The following is a 19,846-nucleotide window of genomic DNA, read 5'->3' on the forward strand; positions in this document are numbered from 1 at the left end:
CGTTGCGTCGAGCTTGCGGAGGCACGAACAGGATCAAAGATGAATGACGGCCAGGTCCAGCCGGCCGTATTCGCCTTCGCTGTGCTCGCTTCTGGGCGGTACGTGGTGGGTTTTCATCACCTGATCCCCTTGCAGGGTTTCCAGGTGAATGTCGAAGCCCCAGAGGCGGTGCAAGTGTTTAAGCACTTCCTCGGTGGACTCGCCCAGCGGTTTGCGGTCGTGTTGCTGGTGACGCAGGGTCAGGGAGCGGTCTCCGCGGCGGTCGATGCTGTAGATCTGGATGTTGGGTTCGCGATTGCCCAGGTTGTACTGTGCGGCCAGGGTTTCCCGAATGGTGCGGTAGCCATCTTCGTCGTGGATGGCCGGTACCAGCAGGTCGTCCTTCTGGTCATCATCGAGAATGCTGAACAATTTCAGGTCGCGGATCACCTTCGGCGACAGGTACTGCAAGATGAAGCTTTCATCCTTGAAGCTGCTCATGGCGAACTTGATGGTGGATAGCCAGTCGGTGCCGGCGATTTCCGGGAACCAGCGATAATCTTCCTCGGTGGGGGTTTCACACATGCGCCGGATATCACGGTACATGGCAAAGCCCAGGGTGTAGGGGTTTATTCCGTTGTAGTACGGGCTGTCGAAGCCCGGCTGGAAGACCACGCTGGTGTGGGACGTCAGGAACTCCATCATGAAGCCGTCGGTGACCAGGCCTTCGTCGTACAGGTCGTTCATCAGGGTGTAATGCCAGAACGTGGCCCAGCCTTCGTTCATCACCTGAGTCTGGCGTTGCGGGTAAAAATACTGCGCGATCTTACGCACGATCCGCACGATCTCCCGCTGCCAGGGCTCCAGCAGCGGCGCGTGTTTTTCGATGAAGTACAGGATGTTTTCCTGCGGTTCGGCGGGGAAGCGTGCGTTGTCCCGGTCGCTGTACTTGTCCGCGCCTTTCGGAATGGTGCGCCACAGATCGTTGATCTGTTTCTGCAAATGCTCCTCCCGGTCCTTTTGCCGACGACGTTCTTCCTCGGCGGAAATCGGGTAAGGGCGTTTGTAGCGGTCAACCCCGTAGTTCATCAGCGCATGGCAGGAGTCCAGCAGGTCCTCGACCGCGTCGATGCCGTGGCGCTCTTCGCACTGCATGATGTACTGCTTGGCGAACACCAGGTAATCGATGATCGAGCTGGCGTCGGTCCAGGTGCGAAACAGGTAGTTGCCTTTGAAGAAGCTGTTGTGCCCGTAGCAGGCGTGAGCCACCACCAGCGCCTGCATGCAGATGGTGTTTTCTTCCATCAGGTAGGCGATGCAGGGGTCCGAGTTGATCACGATTTCGTACGCCAGCCCCATCTGCCCGCGAGTGTAGGATTTTTCGGTGCTGAGGAAGTGTTTGCCGTACGACCAATGGTGATAGCCCAGCGGCATACCGACGGAGGCATACGCATCCATCATCTGCTCGGCCGTGATCACTTCGATCTGGTTAGGGTAGGTGTCGAGCGCATAGCGAGCCGCGATACGACTGATTTCGCGGTCGTAGGCCTGGATCAGCTCGAACGTCCATTCGGAGCCGGTGGAAATGGGTTGGCGCTTCTGCTCTTTGGCGGTCATGTCACTAACCTGCGCTGGAAGAGTTCACGGAAGACCGGATAGATATCCCCGGCCGAGACCAGTTGTTGCTGGGCAAAGGTGTCAGAAAAGGCTTCGGCAATGCGCTCGTACTCGAACCACAGGGCCTGATGTTCGCGCGGGGTGATCTCAACGTAAGTGTAGTACTGCACGAACGGCATGATCTGGTTGATCAGAATGTCGCGGCAGATCGGCGAGTCGTCATTCCAGTTATCGCCGTCGGAAGCCTGGGCGGCGTAGATATTCCACTCGTTGCTCGGATAGCGTTCGGCCATGATCTCCTGCATCAGTTTCAACGCACTGGAAACGATGGTGCCGCCGGTTTCGCGGGAATAGAAGAATTCTTCCTCATCCACTTCCCGGGCACTGGTGTGGTGGCGGATGAAAACTACGTCAATCTTGTCGTAATTACGTTTGAGGAACAGGTACAGCAGGATAAAGAAACGCTTGGCGATGTCCTTGGTCGCCTGGGTCATGGAGCCGGACACGTCCATCAGGCAGAACATCACCGCCTTCGAACTGGGGTTGGGTTGCTTGATCAGCAGGTTGTACTTGAGGTCGAAAGTGTCGAGGAACGGTACGCGATGAATGCGCGCACTGAGTTTTTCGATTTCTGCCTCGATTTTCTGAATATCGCCGAAGTTGTCCGGTTCTTCCTGCTTGAGTCGCAGCAATTCCTCTTTGGCTTCGCGCAGTTTCGCCCGGCTGCTGCCGGACAGGGCGATTCGTCGGGCGTGGGCCGAGCGCAAGGTGCGGATGATGTTGATCCGCGACGGGTTGCCTTCGTTGCTGATGCCTGCACGAACGGTTTTGAAGGTATCGGTGCCGGTCAGGTTGCGCTTGACCAGATTGGGCAGTTCCAGGTCCTCGAACATGAACTCGAGGAACTCTTCCTGGGTGATCTGGAAGACGAACTCGTCCATGCCTTCGCCCGAGTTGCCAGCCTTGCCGGGCCCTCTGCCGCCGCCACCTCCGGGCGGACGGGCGATGTGCTCGCCACTGGTGAACTCTTTGTTGCCGGGGTGCACGACGGTCTGTTTGCCCCCGCGACCGTGGTGAAGCACCGGCTCGTCGATGTCGCGGCCGGGAATGCTGATCTGTTCGCCGTGTTCCATGTCGGTGATGGAGCGCCGGCTGACCGCCTCTTCGACAGCCTTTTTGATGTGATCACGGTAACGCCGCAGAAACCGCTGACGGTTCACCGTGCTCTTGTTCTTGCCATTGAGACGTCGGTCGATCACATAGCTCATGACTGCTCCTTAGAAGCTGTCCTGAAAGGGGCGAGCGGTGATGCAGCATCGGACCGGGGGCCAAGGGATATTCAACGCTCCCCCAAGCGCTTTGGATGCTGCCTGAACTCGCTACCGACTTTCGAACACCTTCCAGAGGCCTGTGTAACAGAAAATGCGTACACAGGCCTCTGGCTGACGACAACCGGTCTGACCGGCAGCGGGTTATTGTGATTTTCTGACCCGCAGGTACCACTCGGACAGCAGTCGTACCTGTTTGTCGGTGTAGCCCCGCTCGACCATCCGTGTGACGAAGTCGTTGTGCTTCTGCTGGTCCTCTTTGCTCGCCTTGGCGTTGAAGCTGATGACGGGCAGGAGGTCCTCGGTGTTGGAGAACATTTTCTTCTCGATGACCACCCGCAGTTTTTCGTAGCTGAGCCAGGTCGGGTTTTTGCCGTTGTTGTTGGCACGGGCGCGCAGCACGAAGTTGACGATTTCGTTGCGGAAATCCTTCGGATTGCTGATACCGGCCGGTTTTTCGATTTTCTCCAGTTCTTCGTTCAGCGCCACACGATTGAGGATCTCGCCGGTTTCCGGGTCGCGGTATTCCTGGTCCTGGATCCAGAAGTCGGCGTACAGCACGTAGCGATCGAAGATGTTCTGGCCGTACTCGCTGTACGACTCGAGGTAGGCGGTCTGGATTTCCTTGCCGATGAACTCGATATAACGCGGCGCCAGGTACTCCTTGAGGAATCGCAGGTAGCGTTCGCGGGTTTCAGCCTGGAATTGTTCCTGTTCGATCTGTTGTTCCAGCACGTAGAGCAAATGCACCGGGTTGGCGGCGATTTCGTGCGGATCGAAGTTGAAGACCTTCGACAGAATCTTGAACGCGAAACGGGTCGACAGACCGTTCATGCCTTCGTCGACACCGGCATTGTCGCGGTATTCCTGGATCGACTTGGCCTTCGGATCGGTGTCCTTGAGGTTTTCACCGTCGTAGACCCGCATCTTGGAGTAGATATTCGAGTTTTCCGGCTCCTTGAGGCGCGAGAGCACGGTGAACTGGGCGAGCATCTTCAGCGTGTCCGGTGCGCAGTGCGCCTTGGCCAGGGAGCTGTTGAACAAGAGCTTGTCGTAGATCTTCACTTCGTCGCTGACCCGCAGGCAGTACGGCACTTTGACGATGTAGATCCGGTCGATGAAGGCTTCGTTGTTCTTGTTGTTGCGGAAGGTGTGCCATTCCGATTCGTTGGAGTGGGCCAGCAGGATCCCGGTAAACGGAATAGCCCCCAGACCTTCGGTACTGTTGTAGTTGCCTTCCTGGGTGGCGGTCAGCAATGGGTGCAGCACCTTGATCGGTGCCTTGAACATTTCGACGAATTCCATCAGGCCCTGGTTGGCCCGGCACAGTGCGCCCGAGTAGCTATAGGCGTCGGCGTCGTTTTGCGGGAATTCTTCCAGTTTGCGGATATCGACCTTGCCCACCAGTGCCGAGATGTCCTGGTTGTTTTCGTCTCCCGGTTCGGTTTTGGCCACGGCGATCTGGTTGAGGATCGATGGATAGAGCTTCACCACGCGGAACTGGCTGATGTCGCCGCCGAATTCGGCCAGACGTTTGGTGGCCCATGGCGACATGATGGTGTTGAGATAGCGCCGCGGAATGCCGAAGTCTTCTTCGAGGATCGCGCCATCTTCGGTGGCGTTGAACAGACCCAAAGGAGATTCGAAAACCGGCGAGCCTTTGATCGCGTAGAAAGGCACCTTCTCGATAAGCTGTTTCAGCTTCTCGGCCAGGGACGATTTACCGCCGCCGACGGGGCCGAGCAGATAGAGGATTTGTTTTTTCTCTTCCAGACCCTGAGCGGCATGGCGGAAATACGAGACGATCTGGTCGATGCATTCTTCCATCCCGTGGAAGTCTTCAAAGGCCGGATAGCGGCGGATCACCTTGTTGGAAAAGATTCGCGAAAGCCTCGAGTTGGTCGAGGTGTCGAGCAGCTCCGGTTCTCCGATGGCCAGCAACAGACGCTCGGCGGCGGAAACGTAGGCGCTGCGGTCCTTTTTGCACAGCTCCAGGTACTCTTGCAGTGAGAGTTCTTCCTGGCGTGTGGACTCGAAGCGTTGTTGGAAGTGGCTAAAGATACTCATGACGTCACCTCGCTCGATACGTGGAGCCGACGCCGGATCAGTCAGTCGATGCTGGCAGCGACCGGATATGCAGTCGCTGTTTACCCCCCAGAACCCTTTCAAAGCGTACCGCCCCGAAAGCTACTCCCGATGACCCGCGCGCCGGTGTACCGGCTCTCCCCTGTTTTGGATGGCCTGCGCTTAAGGATAGTTGCTTATTCGGGAGGTAAAGGCGAGATGCGTAATTAGTTGTGGCAGACCGTTCGTCTGCCACCGCGCAAGCCCGCGGCAGCCGGGGCTTGTACGTTACAAAAAAATTATTCGGAAGTGCCTTGCGCGGTTTCCGAAGGATAAGTCGTACGCCACAGCTCAAAACCGCCGTCCATGCTGTAGACATCGGAGAAGCCCTGGCTGATCAGGTAGGCCGCTGCGCCCTGGCTGGAATTGCCGTGATAGCAGACCACCACCGTCGGTGCGTCCAGGTCCGCGCCCTGAATGAAAGCATGCAGGGAATGGTTGTCCAGATGCTTCGAGCCGCTGATGTGCAGCGCGGCAAATGTTGCCGGGTCTCGAACATCGACCACCACTGCGCCTTGTTCGCGCAAGGCCTGGGCCTGTTCTGGGGGGATACGTTTGAATTCGCTCATGGCGGGCTCCTGTGGCTCGGCTGAAAGCGCAGTCTAGCGCCGGGCGCTGGCTGGCGTTTGTTCGGAAATAGGGGAGGCGACTGACGGCAGGAAGGTGTGGCCATGCTCGTCGCATTTGCACTGAAGGCGTTCAAGGGTGTCGACGTTCATCAGGGTCATCGACCCGCCCCAGACGCAACCGGTGTCGAGGGCGAAGATGCCCGGTTCGTTGCACTGGCCTTCGAGCGCTGCCCAGTGGCCGAAGATGATCTTCACGTCCCTGGTCTTGCGCTCCTTGTAAGTGAACCACGGCGCGTAACCTGGCGGTGCGGTGTCGACGCCTTCCTTGCCCTTGAGGTCGAGTTTGCCTTCGCTGGTGCAGAAACGCATGCGGGTGAAATAGTTGGTGATCACGCGCAGGCGGGTTACGCCTTTGAGATCGCCGTCCCATTTCAGCGGTTCGTTGCCGTACATGCCGTCGAGATAAGGCGCGAAGCGATTGTCGTCGCGCAGGGCTTCTTCGACTTCGGCGGCGCACTTCAGGGCTTTGCGCAGCGACCATTGCGGGGGGATGCCGGCGTGGACCAGGGCGATGTTGCGTTGCTCGTCGTAATGCATGAGCTTTTGCTGGCGCACCCATTCCAGCAGTTCCACACGATCCGGCGCTTCGAGAATCTCGCGCAGGGTGTCGGCTTTCTTCAGGCGTTCGATGTTATGCCCGGCGGCCAGCAGATGAAGATCGTGGTTGCCGAGCACGCACACCAGTGATTCGCGAATGCTATAGAGGAAGCGCAAGGTTTCCAGCGACTGCGGGCCACGGTTGACCAGATCGCCCACCAGCCACAGTTTGTCCCGGGCAGGGTCGAAGGCGACTTGCTTGAGCAGGCATTTCAACGGTTCGAGGCAACCTTGCAGGTCGCCAACGGCATACGTTGCCATCAGTGCAGGGCTCCGGGCACCGCCAGGCGGAATGGAGCGATGATGGCGTCGAAGTGTTTGCCGTCTTCGGCAATCATTTGATAGCTGCCTTGCATGTTGCCGACCTTGGTCGTCATCACCGTGCCACTGCTATAGGTATGGCTCTCGCCTGCCTTGATCAACGGCTGTTGGCCAACCACGCCGGCACCGCGAACCTCCTCGACATGCCCGTCACCATCGGTGATCACCCAGTGCCGCGACAACAGCTTGGCCGGTAATTCGCCATTGTTGTGCACGGTGATGGTGTAAGCGAAGGCAAAGCGGTTTTGCTCGGGTTGCGATTGTTCTGCCAGATAGCGGGTGACGACGCTGACGTCGACCTGATAACGAGGATCGGACATTCAAGAGGCCTTAAAAACGAAGCGGGACGCGGGGCGTAGCTGATGGAATTCAGTCTAGGCCAAGTATCGGGTAGTAAACCAGACATGAGGGCTGGTGTCCTACCCGATAACGCTTGTTGCCTGTCAGTCGGCGGCGGGTTTCTGTAGGACTTGTTCGCTGAGTTTGTCGGCCAAGCGTACGAAGGCTGCCAGATCGAGCTGCTCTGGGCGCAGGCTGCCGTCGACACCGGCGGCGGTGATTTCGTCGTTGCTCAGCAGCAACTTGAGGGTGTTGCGCAGGGTCTTGCGGCGCTGGTTGAAGGCTTCGCGCACGACGCGCTCCAGCAAGCGGTGATCCTTGGCCGGGTGCGGCAGTACGGCGTGAGGCACCAGGCGCACGATGGCAGAATCGACTTTCGGCGGCGGGTTGAATGCGCCGGGGCCAACGTTGAACAGGTGCTCTACACGACAATGGTACTGAACCATGATCGACAGACGACCCCAGTCACCGCCGCCAGGGCCTGCCGCCAGACGCTCGACCACTTCTTTCTGCAGCATGAAGTGCATGTCGCGAATGATGCCTGCGTTGTGCAGCAGGTGGAAAATCAGCGGCGTGGAGATGTTGTACGGCAGGTTGCCCACCACACGCAGGCTGTTCGGCGCGGCGTTCAGGCTGTTGAAGTCGAACTTCAGCGCATCGCCCTGGTGCAGGTTGAAATTGCTCTTGCCGGCGAACTGCTGGTTGAGGATCGGGATCAGGTCTTTATCCAGCTCCACTACGTCCAGCTGGGCACCGCTGTTCAGCAGGCCTTGGGTCAGCGCACCCTGGCCCGGACCGATTTCCAGCAGGCGGTCTTCGGGCTTGGCATGGATGGAGCGCAGGATGCGGTCGATAACGCCGGCATCGTGCAGGAAGTTCTGGCCAAAGCGTTTGCGCGCCTTGTGTTGGTAATGCTCGGTCATAAACGGGTCTCGGCCATCTGGTAGGCGGTTTCCAGGGCGACTTGCAGGCTGCCGGTGTCGATTTTGCCGCTGCCGGCCAGGTCCAGGGCAGTGCCGTGGTCGACCGACGTGCGGATGATCGGCAAGCCGAGGGTCACGTTGACTGCTGCGCCGAAGCCTTTGTATTTCAGCACGGGCAAGCCCTGGTCGTGGTACATCGCCAGCACCGCGTCGCAGTGCTCCAGATATTTGGGGGTAAACAGAGTGTCGGCGGGCAGGGGGCCGCGAAGGTCCATGCCTTCGTCACGCAGGCGCTCTAATGTAGGTTCGATGATGTCGATTTCTTCATGGCCCAGGTGTCCGCCTTCGCCGGCATGGGGATTGAGCCCGCACACCAGGATACGCGGCTGGGCGATGCCGAATTTTTGTTGCAGGTCGGCATGCAGAATCCGCGTGACCCGCTCCAGACGCTCCGGTGTGATTGCATCGGCAATCTCGCGAAGGGGCAGGTGAGTGGTGACCAGCGCCACGCGCAATCCGCGGGTAGCAAGCATCATCACCACTTGCGTGGTCTGCGTCAGGTCGGCGAGAAATTCTGTATGCCCGGAAAAGGCGATACCCGATTCGTTGATCACGCCCTTGTGCACAGGGGCGGTGATCATGCCGGCGAAGTGCCCATCCAGGCAGCCCTGACCAGCGCGGGTCAGGGTTTCCAGAACGAAAGCAGCATTGGCTTTGTCGAGTTGACCGGCAGTCACCGGCGCATTGAGCGGTGTATCCCAGACATACAGGCTGTTGGCTGGCGCTGGGACATCCGGCCAGCTGTCCGGGGTCACCGGCAGCAAATCAACGACCACGCCCAGCTGCGCGGCCCGCTCAAGGAGCAGGTCGCGGCTGGTAATGGCAATCAGGGGATGTGGCTGGGCTTGCGAGGCAACCAGCAGGCACAGGTCAGGACCTATGCCGGCCGGTTCGCCGGGTGTCAGCGCGAAACGTTGGGGTTTCACTGCGCTGCCTGGTCTGCACCAGGGAGTTTGATCTCTACGTACGCTTCGTCACGGATCTGACGCAGCCAGGTTTGCAGCTCTTCGTCGTATTTGCGGTTACGCAGTACGGTCATTGCTTGCTGCTCACGGGCCTGGGTGGTGCTGTCCGTGGCGCGGCGGCCAAGGACTTCCAGGACGTGCCAGCCATATTGGGTCTGGAACGGCTTGGACAGCTGACCTTGCGGGGTCTTGGCCATCACTTCGCGGAACTCGGGCACCAATGCATTCGGGTCGATCCAGTTCAGGTCGCCGCCGTTGAGGGCGGAACCCGGGTCTTCCGAGAAGCTTTTCGCCAGTTCGCCGAAATCTTCGCCCGATTCGATACGGGTGTAGAGCGATTGGGCCAGGGCCTTGGTTTTTGCTTCGTCGCGGATCGGGCTAGGTTTGACCAGGATATGACGCACGTGTACTTCGTCACGGGTCTGGGTCTCGCCGCCGCGCTTGTCGAGGATCTTCAGGATGATGAAGCCGCCCGGCGTGCGCATCGGCTGGGTGACATCGCCGACCGACATGGTGCTCAGCATGCGATCGAACGGAGGTGGCAATTGAGCGGCTTTACGCCAGCCCATGTCGCCGCCTTCCAGTGCGGTTTCGCTGGCGGATTTGGCAATTGCCAACTGAGCGAAGTCAGCGCCTTGCTTGAGCTGCTGGTAAACCGCGTCGGCCTGTTTGGCAGCACTCTGAATCGCATCGGAATTAGCACTTTCCGGTGTAGGAATCAGGATGTTGGCCAAGCGGAACTCTTCGGACAGCTGCATTTTGCCAAGGTCGGAAGCGAGGAAGTTCTTCACTTCCTGCTCGGACACTTGAATGCGCTCCGCCACACGGCGTTGACGCACGCGGCTGATGATCATTTCACGACGAATCTGCTCGCGAGCGTCTTCATAAGACAGGCCATCACGAGTCAGGGCCGCGCGGAATTGATCGATCGACATGTTATTGCGCTGGGCAATGGTGCCGACCGCCTGATTCAGCTCTTCATCGGTGATGCGAATGCCGGAGCGTTCGCCGATCTGCAGTTGCAGGTTTTCGACGATCAGGCGCTCGAGCACCTGCTGATCCAGCACGCTGGCCGGCGGCGCAGCAGAACCGCGTTTGGCGATGGTTTGCTGAACTTCATGAACACGTTGGTCCAGCTGGCTCTGCATGACCACATCGTTGTCGACAATGGCCACCACTTTATCGATGGACTGTACCGCGGCATTCGCCGCAGTACCCAGGAACAGCGCGCCCAGCATCAGCGGGCGCAGACAATCAGAAAGCTTGGTCTTCACGTTCACGATAACCTTGGATGCCTTTGTCGAGGAAGCTCTCTACTTTTTGGCCAACAACGCCGCCGAGACCTTTCAGAACGATTTGGAGGAAGATGCCATGGTCGCCTTTTTCGTTTTGCGGAGCTTCCTGACTGAATTCGTCATAGGAAACCCAGTAACGGTTGATCAGGCGCAGTTTCCAGCAGCAGTTGTCGTACTCGAAACCACCGAAGGCTTCCAGGGTACGGTTCTGGTTGTAGTCATACTGCCAGCGGCTGATGGCGTTCCATTGCGGCACGATCGGCCAGATCACCGAGAAGTCGTGCTGCTGGATCTTGTAGTAGTCCTTCACGTAACCCGGGGTGCCCGGCGTGCCGTAGTCACCACCGCCCACCGACCATTTACCGGTGTTCTGGTCGTAGCGAACCTGGTCATTGCGATAGCGATAGCCGGCGTTGATGACCTTGTTCGGGTTATCTTCAGGTTGGTAGTGGAACATCGCACTGCCCGAGCGAGGGCTGCGGCTGTCCGGATCCCAGTTATAGTCGGCGGTCGTGCGCCAATCGCGGTTCCAGCGGTATTCGTATTGCAGTGCATACGGGGACACATTGGAATGTGCATCTTCGCGGGTTTTTGCGTCGATACCCGGCAACTGGACTTCGCGATCCTTGAAGTACAAGGCCTGGCCGACGCTGATGCGTTGACGTTCAAAGCCGTTTTCTTCGATCCAGCGGCTGGTTACGCCCAGCGACAGTTTGTTCTCGTCGCCGATGCGGTCAGAACCCGAGAAACGGTTGTCGCGGAACAGAGACGAATAGTTGAAGGTGTATTCGCCAGTGTCGAAGACCGGAATGTCCTTCTGATCTTCTTCAGGGACATACAGGTAGAACAGGCGTGGTTCCAGGGTCTGGCGGTAGTCCTTGCCGAACCAGTTGGTGTTGCGATCGAAATACAGGCCGCTGTCGACGCTGGCGATCGGAACGCCGCGATTTTGCGTGCTGCTGAACGACTCGCCAAGCGCCGAAGCGTTATTGCGGTTCGTCACGAGATCGTTTTTGCCGGTGCCATCAAGATCAAGGTCGTACTGAGTGTATTGATACTTGAGCGATGGCTTGACGAAACCATACGTCCAATCAAGCGGCAGGCTCACGCCTGGCTTGAGGTTCAGGCGATTGCCGTTGGCACGAGCCAGACCTGCCACGTTGGTGTCCAGGCGAGGCGACAGGTTGCCGTTTTCATCGGAAAACTGCCCTTTTTCCAGGTCGCGCTCAAAGCGTACGATTTCTGTCTCGTAGTCGAAATCCAGACCGCTCGGATGAATCGGCAGCTGACCGGCGAAAGTGAGCTGCGGCAAGCGGTCGTACGGCGTGATGTTCGATACGGTGGCCAATTGATAGGCCTGGGCGTTGAGGCGGGCGGTATAGCTCTCTCCGCGATAAGTGACCGCGGCCTGCTGATTCACGTAGTCGGAAGTTTTCACACCCAACTGATCGGTCTGCAGATCCTGGAAGTAATACGGATCGCTGATCTTTGTGTAATCAACTTGAGTCAGAACGCGGGAATCGAGACCGCCCTTGTGCTGCCAGTTGTACATGTAGCGGGTTTTTTCGTAGTCGGTCTGCAGCTTGCGCTCGTCGTCTTCATCGTTGAGATAAGCGGCGCCGAACTGACCTTCGGTGGACTTGGTCAGGTAGCGGAACTCGCCTTCCATCAACAGGCCGCGCTTGCTCATGTAGCGCGGGTACAACGTGGCATCGTAGTTCGGCGCCAGGTTGAAGTAGTACGGGGTGACCAACAGGAAGCCGGTATCGCTGCCGGTGCCAATGGTTGGCGGCAGGAAGCCGGACTGACGACGGTCGTCGATCGGGAAATAGATGTATGGCGTGTAAAGGACTGGAATGTCCTTGACCCGCAGCGTCACGTTGGTCGCGGTACCGAAACCGGTCGCCGGGTTCAAGGTGATGTTGTTGCCCTTGAGCTGCCAGGCGTTGCTGTTCGGTTCGCACGTAGTGTACGTACCATCCTTGAGGCGGATGATCGCGTTTTCGGCACGCTTGGCGTACAGCGCGTTACCGCGGACGCGGGATTTGTGCATCACGTATTCGGCGTTGTCGACCTTGGCTTCGCCGGTGTCGAGCTGCACTTCGGCGTGGTCGCCGACGATCAGCGCGCCGTTGTCGCGAATGCGTACGTTGCCGTCCAGCTCGCCACGGCTCTCGGCCTGGTAGAGGTTCGCTTCGTCGGCTTCGGCCTGCATGCTGCCCTGACGCAGGACCACGTCACCGGCCAGGGTTGCGATCTGTTCATCCTGCTTGTAGCGAGAAGCCTTGGCACCGACAAACGTCGGGGCGTCACTTTTATTCGTCTTGTCATTCATGCCAGGACGAATTGGTTCGATATAGGAACCAGAGCAGTAAGGACCGGTTTCGGCCAATTGCGCTGCAGTGAGATTCTCGCGCGGAACCCAGTCGAGGTGACTGTAGTCTGCGCTACGGGACTTGAGGGCGCGACCTTTGGATTCGGTGACGAGCACAGGCTTGGTGCCGGTGTCTTCACTGGCGCCGCTCTCGGCGGGTGCTTCACCGGTTGCGGAGACTGCGCTGCCCTCATGGATGGGACGCGGTGGCAATGCAGCCGCCGGCGTCTTGGGCGCACAGTTCCAGGCACCCGAAGCAGAGACTGAGCAGTCATACTGTTCCGCGGCGACCACGAACGAAGTGGCTAGAGGTTGCAGGGCCAGCAGACTGCCAGTGACCAACAACGGAAATTTTTTACGAAACGCGGGGGATTTCAATGCCATCTTATTAGTCCGGGCTTCCTGCGTGCCATCTGCCCGCGGTGTGGGCCGCACGCCTCTCGATGGTCTGAAAAAGATGCTGGATAATAAAGCATGACCCGCTTGACGGCTAGCGCCGTCGGAGACCCTTGCAATGCCTGACCAAGATGTACGTTTGCAACACCTGAAAGTTTGGCTCGATGAGCAGTTGGCGACCCTCTTTGCAGAGCAGAGTTGGGGCGCCGTACCCCCGGCCACGTTGACCGCGGCCAGCAGTGATGCGAGTTTTCGGCGCTATTTTCGTTGGGAAGGCGGCGGCAAAAGTTTCGTCGTAATGGACGCGCCGCCGCCCCAGGAAAACTGCAAACCCTTCGTGGATATCGCTTTTTTGCTGGCGAAATCCGGAATAAATGTGCCGAAAATTTATGCCGAAGACCTCGAACGCGGTTTTCTTTTGCTCAATGACCTGGGCAACAAGACCTATCTGGACGTTATCGACAGCGAAAATGCCGACGATTTGTTCAAGGATGCCTTGCAGGCTCTGTTGGCTTTTCAGCAGTTGCCGATGGTTGCTCCGCTGCCGAGTTATGACGTGGCGCTGTTGCGTCGCGAGCTGGAATTGTTCCCCGAGTGGTTTGTGAAGCGTGAGTTGGGCATAGAGTTCGACGCTGCGCAGCAAATGCTCTGGCAGAACGTGTCGCAGCTGCTGATCGACAGCGCCCTGGCGCAACCGAAAGTCCTGGTGCATCGCGACTACATGCCGCGCAACCTGATGCTCAGCGAGCCGAATCCCGGCGTGCTGGATTTCCAGGATGCGGTCTATGGCCCGGTGACCTATGACGTGACGTGCCTGTTCAAGGACGCGTTCCTGAGCTGGCCCGAGGAGCGAGTGCACGGTTGGCTGCAAGATTACTGGCAGCAGGCAGGCGCCCTCGGCATTCCCGTCCAGCCAGACTTCGAAGACTTCTTGCGCGCCAGCGACCTGATGGGCGTGCAGCGTCACCTGAAAGTCATTGGTATCTTCGCCCGCATCTGCCATCGCGATGGCAAGCCGCGTTACCTCGCCGACGTGCCGCGCTTCTTTGCTTATATAGAAGCAGTGATCGCCCGCCGTCCTGAACTGGCGGAACTGGATGTGTTGCTGCTGAGTCTGCGTGCTGGAGTGAATGCATGAAGGCAATGATTCTGGCTGCGGGTAAAGGCGAGCGCATGCGCCCGCTGACCCTGACCACGCCAAAACCGCTGGTCCGCGCTGGCGGGGTGCCGCTGATCGAGTATCACCTGCGCGCGCTGGCTGCTGCCGGGTTTACCGAAATCGTGATCAACCACGCCTGGCTGGGACAGCAGATCGAAGACTATCTGGGCGATGGCTCGCGTTATGGCGTGAGCATCCAGTACTCGCCCGAAGGTGAACCGCTGGAGACCGGTGGCGGGATTTTCCGCGCATTGCCGTTGTTGGGTGATGAGGCGTTTGTGGTGGTCAACGGTGATATCTGGACCGACTATGACTTCAGCGTTTTGCATCAACCCATCAGTGGCCTGGCGCATCTGGTGTTGGCGGATAACCCGAGCCACCACCCGGCAGGCGATTTCACGCTGGTCGACGGGCAAGTGCACGATGGCCAGGCAGATTCGCCGACCCTGACTTACAGCGGCATTGCAGTGTTGCATCCGCAGCTGTTCGACGGGCACACCGCCGGGGCGTTCAAGCTTGCGCCGCTGCTGCGCACGGCCATGGCCGATGGGCAAGTCTCGGGTGAGCGGCTGAGCGGACGGTGGGTGGATGTCGGAACTCACGAGCGTCTGGCGGAAGTTGAAACTCTGATTGAAGCGAGTCGCTGAGATGCTGTGGCCAGGGACTCTGATTGGAGCCGGAGCGGGCTTTGCCATTGCCAGCATTCCGGGGGCCTTGCTCGGCGCTTTATTGGGGCAGGCGCTGGATCGGCACCTGCAATTGCATTCGTGGGGGCATTTGCGTGAAAAGCTCGGTGGCAGGCCGGTGCTGCGCAACGATGAGCTGCTGTTCGTATTGCTGGGACGGCTGGCCAAATGCGATGGGCGAGTGGTAGACGGACATATCCAGCAGGCGCGCCTGGAAATGCAGGCACTGGACATGTCCGAGTCGGCCAAGCGTCGGGCGATTGCCGCGTTCAACCGCGGCAAGTCGGGCCGTGACCGGTTGCGCGGTTATCTGCGACGCTTGAGTGAGCAACCCCATGCGGCGGAAGGCGTATTACGCGCCTGTTGGCGAATGGTCTGGGCCGATGGTCGTGCCGGGCATGCCGAGCGCGAACTGATTCGCCAATGGGGTAAATGGCTGGGCTGGACGTCGTATCAGGTGCAGGCGCTGGCGTCTGACTATGAGCCGCACAAGCAATCGTCGGCCGGCACTGCCATCACTTATCAGGAAGCGTTGTCGCTGTTGGGTGTGTCTGCCACCACCGAACCGGCGCAGATCAAACGCGCCTATCGGCGCCTGTTGAGTCGTCATCATCCGGACAAAATTGCCGGCAGCGGTGCGACGGCGTTGCAGGTGCGCGAGGCAACGGACAAGACGCGCGAATTGCATAACGCCTATACGTTGATTCGTCAGCGGCGGGATTTCAAGTGATGCGTCGTCAGTGATGACGCCTTCGCGGGCAAGCCTCGCTCCTACAGGATTTAGTCAATCACAAAAATTGCAAACGACATAAACCTGTAGGAGCGAGGCTTGCCCGCGAAGGGCGCGACTCGGTCTATCAGTCCGCCGCAGCCTGAGGATTCAACCAGCCCCGCACCCGGCGAACCAACTGCTCCTGCTCTGCTTTCGAGTCACCCGGCAACGCCTTGAGCGATACCTGACTGAACGCCGAACCTTTCAAGCGCTTGCTGGCCTGCAAGCGTTCCAGAGCCGCGTTGCGGTCCAGCGGCTTGTCCTTATAGAAGATGTCGGCGGTGGGCAGTTTTAGTGTCGGCGTCAGTTCAGCCAAGCCAGGTTTCGCTGCCACGGGCGTCTGCGCAGCGACCATCGCGAACTTCTCGACTTGCGAGGGCTGCCTCTCGCTCAGATAACGCGCGGCCCAGTAAGCGCCGGTGCCATGACCCAGCACCACGATGCTGCGAGCGCTCTGCTGTTCGGCGTAGGCAACAGCCGCATCGATGCGTGCGAAAATTCGTTCGGCGTCGGCTTTGACCTGTTCATCGCTGGTTTCAGCAATGGCCTTGTCGGCCACCTCCGCTTCACCGCCCGCCGCCTGCTCGATGGGTGCCGCCGTGGTCGAGTCCTTGCTGCCGGCATCAGGTGCTTTGGGCGATGGCGTTACTTCAACAATACGTGGCGCAATGGCATCGCTTTGCACGTCTGGCAAGGTGATACTCAGGCTGCTCCACTCGGCGTCCGGCAATTGGCGCCGCAACGGGCCGATTGCCTGCGGCCAGTCAACGGTTTCGCCCGCGCCCGGGATGATAATCACCGCACCCTTGGGGTCAGCGGTATTGGCCGGTTTCCACAAGGCCAGAAACGTGTCGCTGCCGGCCTGGAGTTGTTGCTGTTCCTGAGCGGGAATTTTTCGCTCAAGTGCTGCCGCTTCTTCCTGACTACGCTCAAGCAGCGGCTGACGTTCGACCGGTTTTTCGTCTGCGGATTTTTCCGCGGCGGCCGGTGCCGGGTCTGCGGCCTCGACGGAAAAGGCGCAAGGCAGGATCAGCGACAGGCACAATGCTGGCAGTGCCAGGCGGTAGACAGGGGGCATCGGATATTCCAGGCCAGAAGTGGTTCCGGCAGCCTAATGGGTTGGTCAGTATTTGTCAGTGTGTGAGATTTCAATGATGCGTTTTTGCTGTCTGTGGGTTATCGGCTGTTTGTGGTTTCCCTTGATGGGCTGGGCGGCGCCTGCGCCACCGGAGCACGTCGCGCAGTTGTCTGCGAGCCAACAGCAATGGCTCGCGCAACATAATGAATTACGCGTCGGACTGGTGTTGCAAGTGCCCTATGCGCAATACGATCGCCGTTTGCAGCGGTTGTCCGGGGTTAACGTCGAGCTGATGAAATGGCTGGCCAAAGCGCTCAAGGTCGAGCTGAGCTGGCGTAACTATCCCGACCTTGCGCAACTGGAAGCCGCCGCACGCGAAGGTGAAATCGACATCGCCCCAGGGTTGGCGCAAACCCCCGGCGGCCTGCGCCTGTGGCAGTTTTCCGATCCATACATGCGGGTGCCGCAACTGGTGGTCAGCGACCAGAAGGGCGCCGGCGTGGTCGAGCTGGAAAAGCTCGATAGCCAGACCCGCGTCGCCGTACGCATGCCCAGCGCCACCGCCGATTACCTGCGCAGCAATTACCCGCACTTGAACCTCCAGGGCGTGCCGATCGAGCGTCAGGCACTGCAACTGTTGTTGAGTCAGCAGGCCAGTTATGCCGTGGTCGACGAAGCGCAATTCGGGCGTTTGTCTGTCGAACCGGAGTTTGCCGGGTTGGTGGTGGTCGGTGATATTGGCCTGCCGCAACTGCTGCGCGTGGCTACACGGCGGGACTGGCCGGAACTCGCCGGCATCATCGAAAGCGCGCTGCGGGCGATCCCCGCCAAGGACCTGGAGCAACTGCACAACCAATGGTTGCAAGCCAAATACCCGCGACTGACCGAGTCGCCGGGTTTCTGGCAGAACCTCTGCCTGCTGTTGGCGGTGTTGATGTTGAGCTGCATGGCGATCGTGGTCTGGCAGCGTCGGCAGCAACACAGTCTTGAGCAACGGTTGTTGGTAGCACGGGAAGACATTGCCTTGCGTGCCGCCAGCGAAGAAGCATTGCGTCTCACCCAGTTTTCCATCGACCAAAGCACCGTCGGCATTCTCTGGGTCAACTGGGACAGCCATGTGCGCTACGCCAACCGCGCCGCGGAAACCATGCTCGGCTATCCGTCGGGTGGCATCATCGATCGGCCGTTGATCGACTTTGAACCGGGTCTGCACATGGACCGCTGGCTGAACCTGTGGAAACGCGCCCGCGCCAGCGAAGAAGGGCCGCTCAGCTTTGAAACCAATTGCCTGCGAGCCGATGGCAGCATTCTGCCGACGGATGTGTCGTTGAGCTTCCTGCGTTTTCGCGATGGCGAATACCTGGTGGTCTACCTCAACGACGTCACCGAGCGTCGTCGTGCGCTGGCCGCGTTGCAGGAAAGCGAGGCGCGGCTGCAAGGGATCGCTGCCAACGTACCGGGATTGGTCTTTCGCCTGGAGCGGGCTCCGGTGACAGGGCAGATCGACTTTGCCTACATCAGCGAGGGCAGCGAGAGCCTGGTCGGTTATTCCCCCACTACCTTGGCCCACCGCGACAAAGGCCTGCGCAGCCTGGTGCATCCGGATGACAAGGCCAGTTACCACCAGACGCAGGATCATGCGCTGGACACTGACAGTGACTGGTCGTGGCAAGGGCGGATTCTCACGCGCCAGGGCGATCAGCGCTGGGCCGAGATCAAGGCCATCACGCGTCGCCTCGATGACGGCACCTATGTCTGGGACGGCATCGTCTGGGACATCAGCGAGAGCAAACGCATCGAGCTGGAACTGGCCAGCTCCCGTGAGCAATTGCGTGAATTGTCCGCACACCTGGAGAGCGTGAGAGAAGAGGAAAAGGCGCGCATCGCCAGGGAAGTTCACGACGAGTTGGGTCAGATGTTGACCGTGTTGAAACTGGAAACGTCCATGTGCGAACTGGCCTACGCCCAGCTCGACCCAGGTCTGAATGAACGTTTGAACAGCATGAAGCGCTTGATCGCTCAGCTGTTCCAACTGGTGCGCGATGTGGCCACGGCGTTGCGGCCGCCAATTCTCGATGCCGGTATTGCTTCGGCCATCGAATGGCAGGCCCGGCGTTTCGAGGCGCGCACGCAGATTCCGTGTCTGGTGCAAGTGCCGGAGAACTTGCCGGTGCTCAGCGATGCCAAGGCGATCGGCTTGTTCCGGATCCTTCAGGAAGCGCTGACCAATGTCATGCGGCATGCCCAGGCGCATACTGTTGAACTGACATTGACGCTTGAGGGCGACGAGTTGTGTCTGACTGTCAGCGATGATGGCGTAGGATTTGTCGCCGCTACTGGCCGGCCAACATCCTTTGGGGTTGTGGGCATGCGCGAGCGGGTGTTGATCATGGGCGGGGAACTGTCGCTTGAAAGTGAGCCGGGGGAGGGTACAACGTTGAGTGTGCGCGTACCTTTGGATGAGGCCTGAAGAATTTGTGTTGGTTTTACTGACGCCTTCGCGAGCCTGCTCGCGAATGATCTTGAATCTGGAGAAAGACCGTGATCCGTGTACTGGTAGCCGAAGACCACACCATCGTTCGCGAAGGCATTAAACAACTGATCGGCCTGGCCAAGGACTTGCTGGTGGTGGGCGAGGCGAGCAATGGCGAGCAGTTGCTCGAAACCTTGCGTCATGTGCCTTGCGAAGTGGTGTTGCTGGACATCTCGATGCCGGGCGTCAATGGCCTGGAAGCGATTCCGCGGATTCGCGCACTGAACAATCCACCGGCGATCCTGGTGTTGTCGATGCACGACGAAGCGCAAATGGCTGCCCGGGCGTTGAAAGTCGGCGCGGCGGGTTATGCAACCAAGGACAGCGACCCGGCGCTGCTGCTGACGGCAATTCGCAAGGTCGCGGCGGGCGGTCGATACATCGACCCGGACCTGGCCGACCGCATGGTTTTCGAAGTCGGCCTGACCGATTCGCGGCCGCTGCATTCGTTGCTCTCGGAGCGCGAATTCTCGGTGTTCGAACGCCTGGCCCAGGGCGCCAACGTCAACGACATCGCCCAGCAACTGGCCCTGAGCAGCAAAACCATCAGCACCCACAAGGCGCGGCTGATGCAGAAACTCAACATCACGTCCCTGGCTGAACTGGTGAAGTACGCCATGGAACACAAGCTGCTCTAACACGATTCACCACGGATCCTGTAGGAGCGAGGC

General features: G+C 59.2%; 16 protein-coding genes. 5 read left to right on the forward strand and 11 right to left on the reverse strand.

The window, feature by feature from the left end:
- Positions 1-33: 33 nt before the first annotated feature.
- The 10 genes from KGA82_RS23535 to KGA82_RS23580 all read right to left on the reverse strand — a co-directional run bounded on the left by KGA82_RS23535 (position 34) and on the right by KGA82_RS23580 (position 12,935).
- Entirely contained in the window at positions 34-1,596 is a 1,563-nt protein-coding gene (locus tag KGA82_RS23535; RefSeq protein WP_008027050.1) for a SpoVR family protein, read from the reverse strand.
- Entirely contained in the window at positions 1,593-2,864 is a 1,272-nt protein-coding gene (locus KGA82_RS23540) for a YeaH/YhbH family protein (RefSeq protein WP_007947798.1), read from the reverse strand. Before KGA82_RS23540 ends, KGA82_RS23535 begins: the two co-directional genes overlap by 4 nt.
- A gap of 204 nt (positions 2,865-3,068) precedes the next feature.
- Positions 3,069-4,991, reverse strand: a complete 1,923-nt coding sequence (locus KGA82_RS23545; protein ID WP_008027052.1) for a PrkA family serine protein kinase — start codon at positions 4,989-4,991, stop codon at positions 3,069-3,071.
- Between the two features lie 296 nt (positions 4,992-5,287).
- Complete coding sequence (gene glpE, locus KGA82_RS23550) at positions 5,288-5,617, reverse strand: thiosulfate sulfurtransferase GlpE (protein ID WP_008027054.1); 330 nt, start codon at positions 5,615-5,617, stop codon at positions 5,288-5,290.
- Between the two features lie 33 nt (positions 5,618-5,650).
- Positions 5,651-6,535 carry a symmetrical bis(5'-nucleosyl)-tetraphosphatase gene (locus KGA82_RS23555; protein ID WP_223452642.1) on the reverse strand — a complete coding sequence of 295 codons (885 nt, stop codon included), beginning with the start codon at positions 6,533-6,535 and terminating at the stop codon, positions 5,651-5,653.
- The gene (gene apaG, locus KGA82_RS23560; RefSeq protein ID WP_008027059.1) at positions 6,535-6,915 is read right to left on the reverse strand and encodes a Co2+/Mg2+ efflux protein ApaG; all 381 of its coding nucleotides are present in this window, start codon (positions 6,913-6,915) and stop codon (positions 6,535-6,537) included. Before apaG ends, KGA82_RS23555 begins: the two co-directional genes overlap by 1 nt.
- Positions 6,916-7,038: 123 nt before the next feature.
- Positions 7,039-7,857 carry a 16S rRNA (adenine(1518)-N(6)/adenine(1519)-N(6))-dimethyltransferase RsmA gene (rsmA, locus tag KGA82_RS23565; protein ID WP_008027060.1) on the reverse strand — a complete coding sequence of 273 codons (819 nt, stop codon included), beginning with the start codon at positions 7,855-7,857 and terminating at the stop codon, positions 7,039-7,041.
- A complete protein-coding gene (pdxA, locus tag KGA82_RS23570; RefSeq protein WP_223452643.1) occupies positions 7,854-8,843 on the reverse strand; it encodes a 4-hydroxythreonine-4-phosphate dehydrogenase PdxA in 990 nt (329 codons plus the stop codon). The genes rsmA and pdxA overlap by 4 nt, the downstream gene beginning before the upstream one ends.
- On the reverse strand, positions 8,840-10,156 hold the full coding sequence (surA, locus tag KGA82_RS23575; RefSeq protein ID WP_192229280.1) for a peptidylprolyl isomerase SurA: 1,317 nt from the start codon (positions 10,154-10,156) through the stop codon (positions 8,840-8,842). Before surA ends, pdxA begins: the two co-directional genes overlap by 4 nt.
- Complete coding sequence (locus KGA82_RS23580) at positions 10,137-12,935, reverse strand: LPS-assembly protein LptD (RefSeq protein ID WP_223452644.1); 2,799 nt, start codon at positions 12,933-12,935, stop codon at positions 10,137-10,139. Before KGA82_RS23580 ends, surA begins: the two co-directional genes overlap by 20 nt.
- 130 nt (positions 12,936-13,065) lie before the next feature.
- Between KGA82_RS23580 and KGA82_RS23585 the strand changes: the two genes are divergently transcribed.
- The 3 genes from KGA82_RS23585 to KGA82_RS23595 are packed head-to-tail and all read left to right on the forward strand — an operon-like array spanning position 13,066 to position 15,522.
- Positions 13,066-14,085, forward strand: coding sequence for an aminoglycoside phosphotransferase family protein (locus KGA82_RS23585; RefSeq protein WP_223436290.1), 1,020 nt, complete (start codon positions 13,066-13,068; stop codon positions 14,083-14,085).
- A complete protein-coding gene (murU, locus tag KGA82_RS23590) occupies positions 14,082-14,753 on the forward strand; it encodes an N-acetylmuramate alpha-1-phosphate uridylyltransferase MurU (protein WP_223415943.1) in 672 nt (223 codons plus the stop codon). The genes KGA82_RS23585 and murU overlap by 4 nt, the downstream gene beginning before the upstream one ends.
- Position 14,754: 1 nt before the next feature.
- A complete protein-coding gene (locus KGA82_RS23595; protein ID WP_008035968.1) occupies positions 14,755-15,522 on the forward strand; it encodes a TerB family tellurite resistance protein in 768 nt (255 codons plus the stop codon).
- 127 nt (positions 15,523-15,649) lie between these two features.
- Here KGA82_RS23595 and KGA82_RS23600 read toward each other — a convergent pair whose 3' ends face one another.
- Positions 15,650-16,642, reverse strand: coding sequence for an alpha/beta hydrolase family protein (locus KGA82_RS23600; RefSeq protein WP_223452645.1), 993 nt, complete (start codon positions 16,640-16,642; stop codon positions 15,650-15,652).
- Between the two features lie 73 nt (positions 16,643-16,715).
- On the opposite strand from KGA82_RS23600, the gene KGA82_RS23605 reads away from it, so the two are divergent.
- On the forward strand, positions 16,716-19,112 hold the full coding sequence (locus tag KGA82_RS23605) for a PAS domain S-box protein (protein WP_223452646.1): 2,397 nt from the start codon (positions 16,716-16,718) through the stop codon (positions 19,110-19,112).
- 71 nt (positions 19,113-19,183) lie between these two features.
- Positions 19,184-19,813: a response regulator transcription factor gene (locus KGA82_RS23610; protein ID WP_003210977.1), complete on the forward strand. Its 630-nt coding sequence runs from the start codon at positions 19,184-19,186 to the stop codon at positions 19,811-19,813.
- The last annotated feature ends 33 nt before the right edge of the window (positions 19,814-19,846 follow it).

The organism is Pseudomonas sp. BF-RE-22 (genome assembly GCF_019956155.1).
In the GTDB taxonomy this organism is placed as follows: domain Bacteria; phylum Pseudomonadota; class Gammaproteobacteria; order Pseudomonadales; family Pseudomonadaceae; genus Aquipseudomonas; species Aquipseudomonas migulae.

Coding starts and splice junctions, on each gene's coding strand:
- KGA82_RS23535 (WP_008027050.1), bottom strand. CDS start 1,596: ATGACCGCCAAAGAGCAGAAGCGCCAACCCATTTCCACCGGCTCCGAA.
- KGA82_RS23540 (WP_007947798.1), bottom strand. CDS start 2,864: ATGAGCTATGTGATCGACCGACGTCTCAATGGCAAGAACAAGAGCACG.
- KGA82_RS23545 (WP_008027052.1), bottom strand. CDS start 4,991: ATGAGTATCTTTAGCCACTTCCAACAACGCTTCGAGTCCACACGCCAG.
- glpE (WP_008027054.1), bottom strand. CDS start 5,617: ATGAGCGAATTCAAACGTATCCCCCCAGAACAGGCCCAGGCCTTGCGC.
- KGA82_RS23555 (WP_223452642.1), bottom strand. CDS start 6,535: ATGGCAACGTATGCCGTTGGCGACCTGCAAGGTTGCCTCGAACCGTTG.
- apaG (WP_008027059.1), bottom strand. CDS start 6,915: ATGTCCGATCCTCGTTATCAGGTCGACGTCAGCGTCGTCACCCGCTAT.
- rsmA (WP_008027060.1), bottom strand. CDS start 7,857: ATGACCGAGCATTACCAACACAAGGCGCGCAAACGCTTTGGCCAGAAC.
- KGA82_RS23580 (WP_223452644.1), bottom strand. CDS start 12,935: ATGGCATTGAAATCCCCCGCGTTTCGTAAAAAATTTCCGTTGTTGGTC.
- KGA82_RS23585 (WP_223436290.1), top strand. CDS start 13,066: ATGCCTGACCAAGATGTACGTTTGCAACACCTGAAAGTTTGGCTCGAT.
- murU (WP_223415943.1), top strand. CDS start 14,082: ATGAAGGCAATGATTCTGGCTGCGGGTAAAGGCGAGCGCATGCGCCCG.
- KGA82_RS23595 (WP_008035968.1), top strand. CDS start 14,755: ATGCTGTGGCCAGGGACTCTGATTGGAGCCGGAGCGGGCTTTGCCATT.
- KGA82_RS23600 (WP_223452645.1), bottom strand. CDS start 16,642: ATGCCCCCTGTCTACCGCCTGGCACTGCCAGCATTGTGCCTGTCGCTG.
- KGA82_RS23605 (WP_223452646.1), top strand. CDS start 16,716: ATGATGCGTTTTTGCTGTCTGTGGGTTATCGGCTGTTTGTGGTTTCCC.